Annotated in this window: 7 protein-coding genes and 1 pseudogene; all 8 read right to left on the reverse strand. The window is 69.9% G+C overall.

The window, feature by feature from the left end; translation table 11 throughout:
- Positions 1-15 precede the first annotated feature (15 nt).
- On the reverse strand, positions 16-435 hold the full coding sequence (panD, locus tag ACP4IX_RS17115; protein WP_426522692.1) for an aspartate 1-decarboxylase: 420 nt from the start codon (positions 433-435) through the stop codon (positions 16-18).
- Positions 436-865: 430 nt separating this feature from the next.
- Positions 866-1,075, reverse strand: a pseudogene (locus ACP4IX_RS17120) (hypothetical protein); the annotation flags it as partial.
- A gap of 290 nt (positions 1,076-1,365) precedes the next feature.
- Entirely contained in the window at positions 1,366-1,695 is a 330-nt protein-coding gene (locus tag ACP4IX_RS17125; protein WP_426555996.1) for an alpha-amylase, read from the reverse strand.
- A gap of 422 nt (positions 1,696-2,117) precedes the next feature.
- Positions 2,118-7,451, reverse strand: a complete 5,334-nt coding sequence (gene pulA / locus ACP4IX_RS17130) for a pullulanase-type alpha-1,6-glucosidase (protein WP_426555997.1) — start codon at positions 7,449-7,451, stop codon at positions 2,118-2,120.
- A 71-nt stretch (positions 7,452-7,522) separates the two neighbouring features.
- Complete coding sequence (locus ACP4IX_RS17135; RefSeq protein ID WP_426555998.1) at positions 7,523-10,663, reverse strand: alpha-amylase family glycosyl hydrolase; 3,141 nt, start codon at positions 10,661-10,663, stop codon at positions 7,523-7,525.
- 150 nt (positions 10,664-10,813) lie between these two features.
- A complete protein-coding gene (locus ACP4IX_RS17140) occupies positions 10,814-12,514 on the reverse strand; it encodes a carbohydrate-binding module family 20 domain-containing protein (protein WP_426555999.1) in 1,701 nt (566 codons plus the stop codon).
- Positions 12,515-12,925: 411 nt separating this feature from the next.
- Positions 12,926-13,984, reverse strand: a complete 1,059-nt coding sequence (locus ACP4IX_RS17145) for a LacI family DNA-binding transcriptional regulator (protein WP_426556000.1) — start codon at positions 13,982-13,984, stop codon at positions 12,926-12,928.
- Positions 13,972-15,657 carry a glycoside hydrolase family 13 protein gene (locus ACP4IX_RS17150; protein ID WP_426556001.1) on the reverse strand — a complete coding sequence of 562 codons (1,686 nt, stop codon included), beginning with the start codon at positions 15,655-15,657 and terminating at the stop codon, positions 13,972-13,974. Before ACP4IX_RS17150 ends, ACP4IX_RS17145 begins: the two co-directional genes overlap by 13 nt.
- Between the last annotated feature and the right edge of the window lie 16 nt (positions 15,658-15,673).

The following is a 15,673-nucleotide window of genomic DNA, read 5'->3' on the forward strand; positions in this document are numbered from 1 at the left end:
CGCAGGATCGGTACGTCAGGCCGACACGGCCTGCGGGCTGCGTTCCTGGTCCGAGCCCGGTACCGGCTCGGACGCGTCGGCGCCCAGGGCGACGATGCGGTTGTCGCCGTCCACGTGCACGACCCGCGGCTTCAGCGACCGCGCCTCGGCGTCGGTGACCTGGGCATAGCTGATGATGATCACCAGGTCACCGGGGTGGACGAGGTGAGCGGCGGCCCCGTTGATCCCGACCACGCCGGAACCCCGCTCGCCTTCGATGACGTAGGTCTCCAACCGGGCACCGTTCGTGATGTCCACGATGTGCACGAGCTCACCGGGCAGCAGGTCGGCGGCGTCCAGCAGGTCGGCGTCGATGGTCACCGAGCCGACGTAGTGCAGGTCGGCCTGGGTGACGGTGGCGCGGTGGATCTTGGACTTGAACATGGTGCGCAGCATGGAGACACTCCCGATCTGTCAGCTCCCTGCCCGCTTCTTGCAGGTCAAGGGCGGTCTCCGCAGAGTACAACCATTCGCATGTCCGGTCAGCTGTTGCCAGGTGTTCCAGGACTCACACTGACCCGTTGCTGACTTTCCTGATGCGTGATCAGGTCAGGACCGGGCTGCTCCACTCACTCGGTTCCGACCACAAGAAGAGGGCGTAAGGCAAGTGCCTGCCTACCATTCAGCTCGTGCTTCTGCCCGCCAGGGCATCGAGCAGTACGACGGCTTCCCCGCGGCTCAGCAACTCGTGGAAGCGTTCGTTGCGGAAGGTGCGCAGGCACCCGTGGCAGCTGCTCTCCGGCCCGCACTCGCGTCCGCCCACGCGTGCGAGTGCGGCCTCGATGACCGGCGGCCCGCGGGTTTCCCGCGGCGGCGAGCCGGGCGATCAGCGCGCATCCCAGCGAGAACTGGGGCACTCGTATCCACGCTTCACCGGGGCCGCGCAGCGAACCCGGCCGACCTTCACGCGCCCTGCCGCGCATTCGCGCCGGAGACATTCGGCCCGGACCGTCTTCCCGCCAGGATGGTGCGGCTCGCCGCCCCAGGCGTCCGCGAGCGCGGCGACGAGGAGCAGGCCCCGGCCGGACTCGTCGCGTTGTACCGGTCCCAGACGTTCACCTGGTAGTCGACGCCGATCCTGGGGTTGCCGTTCGCACGTACCGAAGACTGCCCCGGTCCGATGGTGAGTGGATGCCGACTTACCTGATGAGCCATCAGGAAAGAGGTGCGCTCCAGTAAAAGCGGCAGGTCCCCGCCCTGTCGGAAGCTCACTGCCGTCCAGCACGGCGGAGTGCGCCCAGTGATCGGGGCCGCTGCAGCGAGTGCAAAAGCGTGCGCTCCCGACAAGCCGGGAGCGCACGCCCGTCCCGCCGTGCGACCGCGCGGTCAGGCACCGTCGGCATGGTCGCACAGGACCATGCCCTTGATCGTGTTCCCCTCGGTTCCGTAGCCCGGGAAGGTGAACCAGTTCCGCGGGGCCACCTCCTGACAGGGGACGTCCATTCCGTCGCCGTACAGGACCTTCACCCTGTGGGCGGTCGAGCAGTCGTTGATCACGAACGTGTAGCGCCATCCCGGGCTGTACGTCAGGCACGCGGGTGCGGGGGGCTGGTTCCCCGCACCCTCCTGGGACTCGGCGTGGGCCCCCGTGGCGGGCGCCGCCAGGGCCAGAGCCGTCGCGCACGTCACGAAAGTCGAACGCACAAACCGCTTCATCAGAGTGCTCCCCTTCACTTGCTGAACGAACATCCTCAGAGTACGAGGGTTCGGCAGGGGCATGAAAAGCATTGCGGCAAATTCCAGCAACTTGTGGCGCCGGTTTCAATGAACCCAGGAGACGCGGATCCTCATGAACACGCAGCTCAGCAGCTAGAGCCGACATCACACCGCAGGATGACAGGACACAGCCGGACGGATGAACCCGCGAAGCCAGTAAGGTTACTGCCGGATGAAGCGGCATGTCATACTCCTGCCACCAGGCCATGTTGCCGTCGACAAACGAACACATGGCCGCGCTCGTGAGGCAGCCGCGACAAGACCGAAAGCTGTCGTCCCTTCCCCGTTCCAGGTGCCGTCCCCCACATACGGAAGTGCCCGTACCGGGCTGCCGGTACGGGCACTTCGTGGGCCATTTCCTGTCAGCGCGTGAAGACCGCCACGGTGCGGCCCGGCACGTCGAAGGTGCTGGTGCTCTTCGTGTAGGCGGCCGTCCTGACCACGCGGTCGGCACCGGCGGCCTGCACCGGATGCAGCCGGTAGGTGCCTCCACCCGGTTCCGTCAGCCGCTGGGACTGCCGGTCGGGCGTGGCGTTGAAGACGACGACCAGGTCACCCAGTCTCATGGTGATCACGCCGGGTGTCTCGTGCTTGCCCGAGAGCGGGAAGGAGAGCGCCGACTGCACCTCGGCGGCCGTGTCCAGGGAGAAGGCACTCTCCGTCGTACGGATCCTCAGCAGGTCCCGGTAGGCGGCCGAGGCGCCCTGGATCTGTGAGCAGCCGACCTTCACCGCACCGAGCAGGGGCTTGGCGTAGGGCCACTTGTCCTGGTTGTCGGCGGCCGACGGCAGCCCGCGGCCGAAGCCGTTGCCGTCCGCGCAGTTCCAGTGGATCGCGTTGAACCAGTCACCACTCTCGAAGGAGTTGCGGTCCAGGGATTTCGAACGCAACAGGTCGGTGCCCGCCTGGGAGAGCGCCGGGCCCTGCGAGAGGGTGGCCGTGGCCATCGCCAGGATCTGCATGCGGGCTCGGTCGTCGGCGGACGTGTCCGCCGGGAGCTTGTACGCGAGCGCGTCGAACAGGGTCTCGTTGTCGTGCGCGTCGGCGTAGGCGAGGGCGTCGCCCGGGGCGTCGGCGTATCCGGCGGGAGCGCCGTTGTAGTCGACCTGGGAGCCGGTGACCTCCTTGCCGCTGGTGTCGGTGAAGGTGTAGCCGGCGAGGTTGCCGCTCAGGCCCACCTTGACCAGGTCCTGGTAGTGCAGCAGGCGGGCCTTCTGCTCGGCCTCGGTGCCGTTGTCCGCCGAGGAGTTGGGGTCGGTGTAGAGGCCGGAGGCGAAGCCCTGCACGCCGGGGTCGGCGTCGAAGGGCGAGCCGCCGCGCACGGCGTCGCGGGCCCGGTCGGAGAAGGTGGCGATGCCGGTGCCGGCCATGTTCTTCTGCGTGGCCTGCTCGAAGCGGGCGTCGTCGGCCACCTCGCCGAAGTTCCAGCCCTCGCCGTACAGGATGATCTTCTTGCCGTCGACGCCGTCCTTCGTGAGGGTCAGCTCGTCGAGGGCCTTGCGCACGGCGAGGATGTTGGCCTTCGGGTGGTGGCCCATGAGGTCGAAGCGGAACCCGTCCACCTTGTACTGCTTGGCCCAGGTGACGACCGAGTCGACGACCAGCTTGCCCATCATGGTGTTCTCGGGAGCCGTGTTGGCGCAGCAGGTCGAAGCGGCCACCGAACCGTCGGCGAGCAGCCGGTGGTAATAGCCGGGCACCACCTTGTCGAGGACCGAGGCGTCGGCCTGGCCGCTCGCGACGGTGTGGTTGTAGACCACGTCCATCACGACCCGCAGGCCGTCCTCGTTGAGCGCCTTGACCATCCTGCGGAACTCGACCGTGCGCCGCGTCCCGTCCGGGTCACTGGAGTAGGAGCCCTCGGGGACGGTGAAGTGGTAGGGGTCGTAGCCCCAGTTGTAGGCGTCCTCGGCGGCGGCCTTCGCCACGCACTCCTGCTGCTCGGCGGAGTCGGCCGGGTAGGAGGCCAGGTCGCATCCGGGGACGGTCCGGTCGGCGGCCTTCTCCGGAACGGTCGAGAAGTCGGAGACCGGGAGCAGGTGCACATACGAGGTGCCGGCCTCGGCCAGAGCACGGAGATGCCTGCGGCCCGCCGAGTTCTTCTCGGTGAAGGCGGTGTACGTGCCCCGCTCGGCCGCCGGGACGGTCGAGTCCTCCACGGAGTGGTCACGTACGTGCAGTTCCTGGATCTGCGCGTCCTTGAGCGGAACGGCCGGGGGTTTGTCCAGGCCGGACCATCCCGCGGGCGCCAGGGACCTGTCCTTCAGATCGACGACGAGACTGCGTGCGGAGTCGGCCGTCAGTGCCACGGAGTACGGGTCGGTGACCTTGTTGGTGACGGTCCTGCGGACCGTCGGGGCCCACACCGTGACGGCGTACCGGTACGGCTTGCCCTTCCAGGCGCGGGATCCGGTCACCGACCAGACACCCGTGCCGCCGTCCCGGCGCATGGGTACGCGCCGGCCGTCCAGCTCGAGGGACACGCTCTTGGCGGTCGGGGCCCAGACGGACAGGGTGGGCCTGCCCCGGTGGTCGAAGACGGGCCCGAGGCGGGCCTTGCGCGCCGCGCCGTAGAGGTCGTCCAGCACGCCGGGGATCTGGACACCCGTCGCCGCGAGCAGCGCGCCGTTGGCGGCCCGCTGCGTGGCGACGAGCTGGCCGCGCAGCGCCTCCCGCACCCGGTCCCGGTCACGCGGGTCGACGGACCAGGCGGTGCCGTCCTTCAGGTGCCGGAACTTCGCCTTCTGAGCGTCACTGAGGGTTGTCGGCACCAGACGCAGCCAGTGCCCCTCGTGGGAGAGGGCGCCGTCCTTGACGGTGATGTCGCCCTTGGGGGCGTACACGAGCTGCTGGCTGGTGGCGTCGGTGGCCTGGACGTTCCACACCACCGTGTCCGCGTCGATCCACTGGGCCTTCGAGGCGCCCAGGTCGAGGTCGGGGGCCGAGCCCACGGTCGGGAGCAGGTAGTCGGTGGTTCCGCCGATCAGCCAGACGTCCTTGCCGTAGGTGGCGAAGTCCAGAGACCGGTCGCTGGCGATGTCCTTCTCGTCACCCTTGTGGATGATGTAGCTGAGGGACGTGGCGCCGTCGGCGAGGGGTATCTCGAAGGTTACACCGAAGCTGTCCCTGCCGACCGGCTGCAGCGGCTTGGACCAGTCCGTCGGGTTCGCCGCACCGGTCCAGGTGTGCAGGCCCCAGCCGTCGTAGTCGCCGTCGGCGCGGTGGTAGTGCAGGACGGCCTTCTTCTCGTCCTGCGGCGGGTACACCCCCTTGGGCGCGGTCACCGCCTGTCCGTCCTCGCCCTGCTCGATCCAGACCTCACCCGTCTTCGCCGCCTCGAGCGTGCGCCGCGGACCGTCCGCGTCGCCGTCCTTCTCGACGGTGTAGGTCACGTCGCCGGCACCGTCGTCCAGCTTCACCCAGGCGAAGGCTCCGTAGGCGTCGCGGCCGGTGAAGTCCGCGGTTCCCGCGGACGACTTGAGCTGCCAGCCGTCGTAGTCGCCGTCCGTCCGCCGGTAGTGCACCACGGCGTAGGGACGGTCCACCGCGGTCGGTTTCTCGGGGGTGGGGGGTTGTCCTGCGGTGGTGGCGGCGGTGTCGCTCGCGGTGCGTCCCGCGCCGTCGACGACGACGGCCTTGTAGCGCAGCGGCGTCCCGGCACGCACCGTGTCCGGCAGGTGCTGGGTCACCCTGTACGGGGCGTGGTCGGCGGAACCCAGCGTGCGCCAGGGGCCGTTGCCGACCTGGGAGGCGAACACCACCCGGTTCAGCCCGCCACCGTCCACCTCGGCGGAGATCTCCACGTCACCGGTCGCACCGGCCGCCGGAGCCCGCACCGACACCGACGGCCTGGTGGCCGGAGTGGCCAGCGGCCTGGCCGCCTTCAGTACCACCGCGGACAGCGGCGGCACCTCCACCCGCACCATCCGGTCCGCACCACTGCGCACCCGCACCGACGCCCCGTACACCCCACGGAAGTCCATCCCCGCCGAGTACGTCGGCACCCCGACCGTCCGGGCCTCCGCCGCGTTGTTCACCGCGACGACGTACTCCACCCGCCGCTTCGCATCCGTGCGCGAGAACGCGTACACACCCGGGCCGTCATCGGCGTACCGCTCCTCCTGCACACCGTCACGCAACGCCGGATGCCGCTTCGTCAGCTCCGACAGCTTCGCGATCGACCGGTACAGCGGATGCGCCGGGTCGTACGCGTCCGAGCCATGCGTACGCTCCGTGCCGATCTGGTCGTCGTCCAGATACTCCGGGACCTTCGACGCGAACAGCGTCTGCCGGGCACCCTTGTCCCCGCCCGGTCCGGTGAAGCCCTGCTCGTCACCCGCGTAGATCACCGGATTGCCCCGGGACAGGAACATCAACTCGTGCGCGAACCGGTCACGGCGCAGCAGCTCGGCATCGCCCGCGTCCGGGTTGTCCTGACTGATGAAACTGCCGATGCGGCCCATGTCGTGGTTGCCGAGGAAGGTGACCTGCTCGTAGGCGTTGGCCTTGTCGCTGGTGTAGCGGTGGTCCTGGGCCAGGACGCCGGAGAGGGTGCTGGCAGGCTTGCCCTGGGAGGCGTAGCCGCGGATGGCGTTCTGCAGCGGGAAGTCGAGCGTGGCGTCGAGCCGGCCCTCGGTCACGTAGGGCGCCGTGACGGCCGGGTCGGAGGAGAGGGTCTCGCCGAAGACGAAGAAGTCCTCGCGTCCCCTCTTCGCGGCGTAGGCGTCGATCGCGGTCGCCCACTGCGTCCAGAACGGCATGTCGACGTTGCGGACCGTGTCGACGCGGAAGCCGTCCACGTCGAAGTCCCTGACCCACCTCTGGTAGATCTTCTCCAGGCCCTCGACCACCTCGGGCCGTTCGGTCCACAGGTCGTCGAGACCGGTGTGGTCGCCGTAGAGGCCGCTCTCGCCGACGAACGTCGAGTCACCCCGGTTGTGGTACATCGTGGGGTCGTTCAGCCACGCCGGGACTTTGGCGTCGGCCTCGTCCTCGTTCACCACGGGCGTGTAGGGGAAACTGTCCCGGTCGACCTTGCCCATACCGGAGCTGTCGTTGAACGGACGTCCTTGGGTGTCGAGGTAGGGATAGGAACCCTTGGAGCGGTAGCCGTACTTCTTCTCGACGTTCGTGACGGTGTCGGCGGTGTGGTTGGTGATGACGTCGAAGAAGACCTTCATGCCCTTGGCGTGGGCCTTGTCGATGAGTTCAGCGAGCTCGGCGTTGGTGCCGAAGTGCGGGTCGACCTGGGTGAAGTCGGTGATCCAGTAGCCGTGGTAGCCGGCGGACTCGCCACCGCCCTGCACCGGCTTGTTCTTGAAGATCGGCGCCATCCAGATCGCGGTGGTGCCCAGGCCCTTGATGTAGTCGAGCTTCTTGATCAGGCCCCTCAGGTCACCCCCCTGGTAGAAGCCCTTGTCCGTCGGGTCGAATCCCGTCGCGGTCCGGTCGCCGCCGAGCCCTCCGCGGTCGTTGGCACGGGATCCGTTGGCGAACCGGTCGGGCAGCAGGAAGTACGCCTGCTCCCGGGTCAGGTCGTGGCGGGCCGGCTCGGCGGCGAGCCGGGCGTCGGACGGCGGACCGGGAGGCCGCGGTGCCGCGGCTGCCTGCCGGGGTGTGCCCAGCGCCGTGGCGAGCAGTGCGGCCACGACGACCGCGGCGGCCGTGGTCGTGGGGCCGGCCGAGGGTCCCGGCACGGTTCCGTGGTTCGTGCCGCCGGGGCGGCCTCTTCGTCTTCTTCGGCCTCTTCGGCCTGGGAGCGAGCCGATCACTTGCCGGTTCCTTCCGGTCGGGTGTCTTCGATGCGCACGCCGGTGGCGCCCAGCAGGGCCCCGTTGTCGGCGCGTTGGGTGGCGATCGGCCGGGCGCGGAGTGCCTGGCCGACGCGGTCGCGGTCCCGCGGGTCCACGCGGAACGCCGAGGCCTGTGCGTACTGGGGGTGGCGGGACCTCTGGGCCTCGGTCAGCTCGGTCGGTACGAGCCGCAGCCACTGTCCCTCGTCGGTCAGTGCGCCGTTCTCGATCGTGAGGTCGCCGTCGGTGGCGTATACCAGTTGCTGACTGGCCACGCCGCTGCCCTCGCCCGCCCACACGACGGTGTCGTCACCGATCCAGGTGGCCTCCGCCGCGCGCAGGTCGAGGCCGAAGGCGCCACCGGGAGAGGGCGTCAGATAGGTGGGGTCGCCCGCCACGCGCCAGACCTCGTGCCCGTAGAGGGAGAAGTCGAGGGCCTCGTCGTCGGGGATGTCCTTCTCCTGCCCCTTGTGCAGGATGTAGCTGAGGGAGGCGGCTCCGTCGTTCAGCGGCACCTCGAAGACGAGCCCGAAGGGGTCCTCGCGCACCGGCAGGATGGGGTCGTTCCACTCGGGCGGGTCGGCGGACCCCGTCCAGGTGTGCAGGCCCCATCCCTCGTAGTCGCCGTCGGGCCGGTGGTAGTGCAGCACGGCCTTGGTGCCGTCCTGGGGCGGGTAGGCGGACTGGGGTCTGGCCGTCAGGACCGTCGTGTTGTTCTGCTCGGTCCACACCTCGCCGGACACGGCGACGTCGAGGACGCGCTCGGGTCCGTCGGGGACTCCGTCCTTCTCGATGGTGAACCGGATGGCGCCGGTACCGGAGCCGGGGGTGATCCACGCGAAGGCCCCGTAGGCGTCGCGGCCGGTGAACCGGGCCGTCGTACCGTCGGCGGTCCGCAGCAGCAGGCCGTCGTAGTCGCCGTCCGCGCGCCGGTGGTGGACGACCGCGTGGTGTCGCTTCGCGCTGGGTTTCTCGGGGGCGGGGGGTTGTCCGGTGGTGGTGGCGGCGGTGTCGCTCGCGGTGCGTCCCGCGCCGTCGACGACGACGGCCTTGTAGCGCAGCGGCGTCCCGGCACGCACCGTGTCCGGCAGGTGCTGGGTCACCCTGTACGGGGCGTGGTCGGCGGAACCCAGCGTGCGCCAGGGCCCGTTGCCGACCTGGGAGGCGAACACCACCCGGTTCAGCCCGCCACCGTCCACCTCGGCGGAGATCTCCACATCACCGGTCGCACCGGTCGCCGGAGCCCGCACCGACACCGACGGCCTGGTGGCCGGGGTGGCCAGCGGCCTGGCCGCCTTCAGTACCACCGCGGACAGCGGCGGCACCTCCACCCGCACCTTCCGGTCCGCACCACTGCGCACCCGCGCCGACGACCCGTACACCCCACGGAAGTCCATGCCCGCCGTGTACGTCGGCACCCCGACCGTCCGGGCCTCCGCCGCGTTGTTCACCGCGACGACGTACTCCACCCGCCGCTTCGCATCCGTGCGCGAGAACGCGTACACACCCGGGCCGTCATCGGCGTACCGCTCCTCCTGCACACCGTCGCGCAACGCAGGATGCCGTTTCGTCAACTGGGCAAGGGAAGCGATCGCCTTGTACAGCGGATGCGCCGGGTCGTACGCGTCCGATCCATGCGTGCGCTCCGTGCCGATCTGGTCGTCGTCCAGATACTCCGGGACCTTCGACGCGAACAGCGTCTGCCGGGCGTACACGTCGTCCGCCGATCCGGTGAAGCCCTGCTCGTCACCCGCGTAGATCACCGGATTGCCCCGGGACAGGAACATCAGCTCGTGCGCGAACCGGTCACGGCGCAGCAGCTCGGCATCGCCCGCGTCCGGGTTGTCCTGACTGACGAAGCTGCCGATGCGCCCCATGTCGTGACTGCCGAGGAAGGTCACCTCGCCGTAGGCGTTGGCCTTGTCCGTGGTGTAGCGGTGGTCCTGGGCCAGGACGTGCGCGAGGTCGCGCGTGGGACCGCCGCGCGACGCGTAGTTGCGGAGCGCGGCCTGCAGCGGGAAGTCGAGCGTGGCGTCGAGCCGGCCCTCGGTCACGTAGGGCGCCATGACGGCGGGGTCGGCCGAGAAGGCCTCCGCGAAGATGAAGAAGTCCCGCTTCCCCTGCCGGGCCGCGTAGGCGTCCAGCGCCGTGGCCCACTGGGTCCAGAAGGCCATGTTGACGTTCTTCGCCGTGTCGACGCGGAAGCCGTCGATGCCGAAGTCCCGCACCCACGTCTCGTAGATCCGCCGCATGCCCTCGACGACCTCTGGCCGTTCGGTCCACAGGTCGTCGTTGCCCTTGAAGTCGCCGTACAGGGCGCTCTCGCCCGCGAAGGTGGAGTCGCCCCGGTTGTGGTACATCGTGGGGTCGTTCAGCCACGCCGGCACCTTGGTGTCGTGTTCGCCGGGGCGGGGGCGCGGCGTGTACGGGAAGCCGTCCTCGTCGACCTCGCGCATGCCGGAGCTGTCGTCGAAGGGGCGGCCCTCGGCGTCCAGGTAGGGGAACGCTCCCTTGGAGCGGTAGCCGTACGTCTTCTCCGCGTAGTCGACGGTGTCGGCGGTGTGGTTGGTGATGACGTCGAAGAAGACCTTCATGCCCTTGGCGTGGGCCTTGTCGACGAGTTCCGCCAGTTCGGCGTTGGTTCCGAAGTGGGGGTCGACCCGGGTGAAGTCGGTGATGGAGTATCCGTGGTAGCTGGCCATCTCGGTGCTGCTCATGGTCTGCACGGGCCGGTTCTTGAAGACCGGGGCCATCCAGAGGGCGGTGGTGCCCAGCCCCTTGATGTAGTCGAGCTTCTCGATCAGGCCCCTCAGGTCACCGCCCTGGTAGAAGTGCTTGTCGGTCGGGTCGTGGCCGGTCCGCGAGCGGCCGCCGGTCAGGCCGCCCTCGTCGTTGGAGGCGGTCCCGTTGGCGAAGCGGTCGGGCAGCACCAGGTAGAACTGCTCGCGCGACGGGGCGGGGCGCGACGGGGCGCGGGCGAGCGCGTGATCGGACGGCGGTCGCGGGGGCGCGGCGTCCGCGGACGGGGTGGTGGACGGAAGGGCCGGCAGTACGGACAGGATCAGTGCGACGGCCGACAATCGGACGGTTCTGCGCCGGGACGGTAAACCGGTCATGGGGCCTTTCTTCTCCTCACCGGTCGGACGGGACGGGCCGCCCGGTGCGCGGCGGCGGGAGCCGGCGCGGACAAGGCGGGCCGCCCGGTACGCCTCGAGGGAGGCGTACCGGGCGGTCCTTCGGTCGGCGAGACGGAGCGCTTGCCTGGTTCAGCTGCGCCAGGAGTCGCTCAGGAGCGTCTTGCCGCTGGACGGGACGGTGGCGGTGCGGTTGGCGCCGCTCTCCCAGGTGACCTTGCCGGAGGCGTCCTTACGGAGGTACTTGTACGCGAAGGAGGTGCCGGCCGGGAGGGCGACGTCGAGCTTCCACACGGGGTAGCTCGCCGGGTCGAGCTTGAGCGCGGCGGCGGGGTTCCAGCTGCCGAGCGCGGCGTTGTCGCCGGTGACGTAGATGTTCTCGCCCCAGGCGGTGGTGGCGTCGACGCTGAACGAGGCCCCGGCCTTGGCCTCGGGGTCGGGGTCCGGGCCGGTGTCGGAGCAGCTGGTCGCTCCCGTGTGCAGGGCGAGCGCCGTGTTGCCGCCGAGGGTCGCGGTGAACTGCCCGGAGCCGTTCACGGTGACGGGCTTGCCGCTCTGGACGTCGCAGTAGGTGCCGGCGGGCAGCGACGTCTGGAAGGTGCGGTTGAGAGAGCCGGACTCGTGGTTGATCGCGACGTAGGCCTTGTCACCGCGGCCGAAGGCGATGGCGTTGTTGCCGTTGTCCCACCAGTTGGTGACACCCGCGCTCCCGGCGGTGTTGCGGAACTCGACCATGCTCGCGATCTCGCGCCAGGCGTGCTGGCACTTCCACCCGTCGGTGTAACAGGCGTTGACCTGGCCGTTGTTGGGGCCGCCCGCATCGTTGCTGAACTCGTAGCCGGAGTGGACGTCCGGTGAGCCGTACGGCCAGGCCAGCATGAAGACGTGGGCGAGAGTGTAGTTGGCCCCGTCCTTGTAGGTCAGCGTCGTGTCGTGGCGCTCGGTGTCGTGGTTGGTCACGAAGGTGGCGGCCTTGCCGCTGGGGACGTGGCCCCAGGCCTCCCCGAAGTTCTTCAGGTACGCCAGCTTCTCGCCGGAGAAGACGCGCTTCAGGTCCTTGGCGAAGGAGAACTCCTGGACGTCACCGGTGCCGGTGTACTGGCCGGGCTGCACGGCCTCGCCGGGCGCCCCGATGGTCTCCTGCTTCCAGTAGACACCCGGGTTGCTGAGCCTGCCCTTGATGTTGGCGAGGTCACCCGGTGGGATGTGCTTGGCCGCGTCGACGCGGAAGCCGTCCACCCCGAGGGACAGCAGGTCGTTCAGGTACCCGGCGATCGTCTTGCGGACGTGCTCCTCGCCGGTGTCCAGGTCGGGCAGGCCGGACAGTTCGCAGTGGTGGACGTTCCAGCTGTCCCCGTAGTTGTCGATGTCCCTCGTGCAGTCGTCCAGGTCGGACGGCGAGTACAGGCCGGGATAGTTGTACTTGCTGTAGGAGGAACCCGCGGTTCCGGTGCCGGCGCTGTTGGCCATGTGGTTGATGACCGTGTCGACGACGACCTTGACGCCGGCGGCGTGGCAGGTGCCGATCATGTTCTTGAAGGCGGTGCGGTCGCCCAGTCTCGTGCCGATCTTGTAGCTGACGGGCTGGTACGCGGTCCACCACTGCGGCCCCTGGACCCGCTCGTTCGGCGGTGACACCTGCACGTACCCGTACCCGGCCGGCCCGAGGTCGTCGGTACAGGCCTTGGCGACGGAGTTGAAGTTCCACTCGAACATCACCGCGGTGACGTCCTTGTCGCCGGGCGGGTCCGCCTGCGCGGTCCCGGGTGCCGTGACGACCACAGCGGCTCCCGCCACGAGGGCGAGTGCAGTGGCCACGGTCTTGTTGGCCATAGTTCCTCCTGATCCACCTGATGCGGATGAGAGGCCTTCACGCAGCAACGCGCCTTGCCCGGCAGGCCTGTGGGGGGACTTGCTGAAACACGTCAGCAAGTTGTTGCGATCGAGACCGTACGAGCCCCCTCACCATCGGTCAACCCTTCACGACGGGACTCTTGGTTCCCCCTCCAGAAACCTCAACATCACTGGCACGAGGGGAAATTGATGCTCTGCAAAGACTTTCGCAAGCGTTTCAGAGGTGTTACGTTCAATCACCGCCCGGTCCGGCGGCCCGGAGGCCTCGACAGCTGTCGGAGCCCACGCGCCCGGCCCGCCGGACCGGGTCCAGCCGGGGCTCCGCAGCCTTCATGCCGCCCCGCAGCCCCGACCGGGCCGGCTGCGGAGCCTCTCCCCGGGCCGGTACGCTCACCCGCCGCGCCGCGCCGTGGAACCGCGCACGACCAGCTCCGGCTGGAAGACGAACTCGGTCCGCTGCACGGGGGTTCCGCCGACCTCCTCCAGCAGCGCCCCCACCGCCGCGGTCGCCATCGCCTGCACCGGCTGACGCACGGTGGTGAGCGGTGGGTCGGTGAACGGGATCAGCGGAGAGTCGTCGAACCCGATCACCGAGACGTCGTGCGGAACCGACAGGCCTCGTTCGCGCACCGCGCGGATCGCCCCCAGGGCCATCAGATCACTGCCGCAGACCAGGCCGGTGCACCCCCTGTCCAGCAGCGCCACCGCGGCCGCATGGCCTCCCTCCACCGTGAACAGGGTTCGCTCGATGTGCGCTTCGGCCTCTTCCGCCCGCATCCCGCAGAAGGAGCGCACGGCCGCGAGGAAGCCCTCGGCCTTGCGCCGCGACGGCACGAAACGGGTGGGGCCGACGGCCAGTCCGATCCGCGTGTGCCCCAGGTCGGCCAGGTGCCGCACCGCCATCCGTACCGCGGACCGGTCGTCGGACGACACGAAGGACGCCGTGATGCGCTCGTTGTAGCCGTTCACCAGAACGAACGGCAGTCCTCGGGAGGCGAGTTTGTGGTACCGGACCGGGTCGGCCGTCGTGTCCGCGTGCAGCCCGGACAGGAAGACGATGCCCGTGACGCCCCGGTCCTCCATCTGCTCCACCAGTTCGTCCTCGGTGGACCCGCCGGGCATCTGCGTGCACAGCACGGGCGTGTATCCGTGCCCGGCCAGCACCTGCTCGATGACCTGGGCGAAAGCCGGGAAGATCGGGTTCGTGAGCTCCGGGATCACCAGCCCGATCAGGCCGGCGCTGCGCTGGCGCAGCCGTAGGGGCCGCTCGTAGCCGAGTACGTCGAGTGCGGCCACCACCCGCCGCCGGGTGGCGGGGGCGACTCCGGGTTTCCCGTTGAGCACGCGGCTCGCCGTGGCCTCACTCACCCCGGCCTGCGCGGCGATGTCGGTGAGCCGCGGGGTGCCGTGCTCGGCACCCCGCGTCAGGGAGAGGGTCACACCGCCCACCAGACGGTGCTGTCCGCGGGGAGCACGGCCGCGTCGCCCTCGGTCACCGGCTCGCAGCTGCTGAGCAGCGGCCGCCCCTGCGGGGTCCACCGCACCGGTGCACCGGTCAGGTTGACGGTGCAGATCAGGTCGCCGTCCCAGGCCCGGTCGCCCGGGCCCCGCGCGGTGCGGCGGAAGGCGAGGACGCCCTCGGGGGCCTCCAGCCACTCGACGCCGTCGCCGGCGCCCAGGGCGGGGTGCTCCCGGCGCAGTGCCAGGGCACTGCGGTAGAGCTCCAGCGTCGAGCCGGGGTCACCGGACTGCGCCTCGACCGACAAGTGCCTCCAGCTCTCCGGCTGCGGCAGCCAGCTCGGTCCGCCCTCGACGGGTCCGAAGCCGTACGGCGCCTCGGTCCCCGACCACGGGATCGGCACCCGGCAGCCGTCCCGCAGCCCGTCCTGCCCGTTGTCCCGGAAGAACGAGGGGTCCTGCCGCACCTCGTCCGGCAGGTCGGTCACCTCCGGCAGGCCGAGTTCCTCACCCTGGTAGAGGTAGGCGGACCCCGGCAGGGCCAGCATCAGCAGCGTCGCCGCGCGGGCCCGGCGCACCCCCTGCTCGGGACCGTCCACGGCGAGGCGGGTGGTGTGCCGGACGACGTCGTGGTTGGACAGCACCCAGGTGCTGGGCGCGCCCACCGGGCGCATGGCGTCGAGGCATTCGTCGATGGCCCGGCGCAGGGCGCCGGCGTCCCAGCCGGCTCCCAGGTAGTGGAAGTTGAACGCCTGGTGCAGCTCGTCCGCCCGCAGGTAGTTGGCCGTGCGCTCGGCGCTCGGTGTCCACGCCTCGGCTACGCCGACGCGCTCTCCCGGGTACTCGTCCAGGATCCTGCGCCAGGAGCGGTAGATCTCGTGCACGCCGTCCTGGTCGAAGAAGGGCAGGGGCTGGGTGCCCAGCAGGTGCAGCTGCCCGGTGCGCCCCATGTCGGGCAGCCCCGCGGCCTTGACCAGGCCGTGGGCGACGTCGACGCGGAAGCCGTCGACGCCCATGTCGAGCCAGTAGCGCAGGACGGAGCGGAACTCGTCCCGCACGGCCGGGTTGTCCCAGTTGAAGTCGGGCTGCTCGGGAGCGAAGAGGTGGAGGTACCACTCCCCCGGTGTGCCGTCCGGGTTCTTCGTGCGCGTCCAGGCGGGGCCGCCGAAGATGGACTCCCAGTCGTTGGGGGGAGCCTCGCCGGCGGTCCCGCGTCCGGGCCGGAAGTGGAAGCGGTCGCGCAGCGGGGAGCCGGGGCCCTCACGCAAGGCGCGCCGGAACCAGTCGTGCTGGTCCGAACAGTGGTTGGGGACCACGTCGACGATCACGCGCAGTCCCACGGCGTGCGCGTCGCGGATCAGTTCGTCCGCGTCGAGCAGCGTGCCGAACACGGGGTCGACGGCCCGGTAGTCGGCGACGTCGTAACCGCCGTCGGCCTGGGGCGAGACGTAGAAGGGGCTGAGCCAGACGGCGTCGACGCCGAGGTCCCTCAGGTACGGCAGCCGGGAGCGGATGCCCTGGAGGTCGCCCACCCCGTCGCCGTCGCTGTCGGCGAAGCTGCGGGGATAGACCTGGTAGATCACGGCCTCCCGCCACCAGCCTGGACGCTCGCCGGGACCGGAGGGTCGGGTACGGGTGCCGGGTTCGGCAAGGTACTGGGTCATGGTTCTCCTGCCTGCG

Source organism: Streptomyces sp. WG5 (assembly GCF_049974565.1).
Lineage (GTDB): Bacteria > Actinomycetota > Actinomycetes > Streptomycetales > Streptomycetaceae > Streptomyces.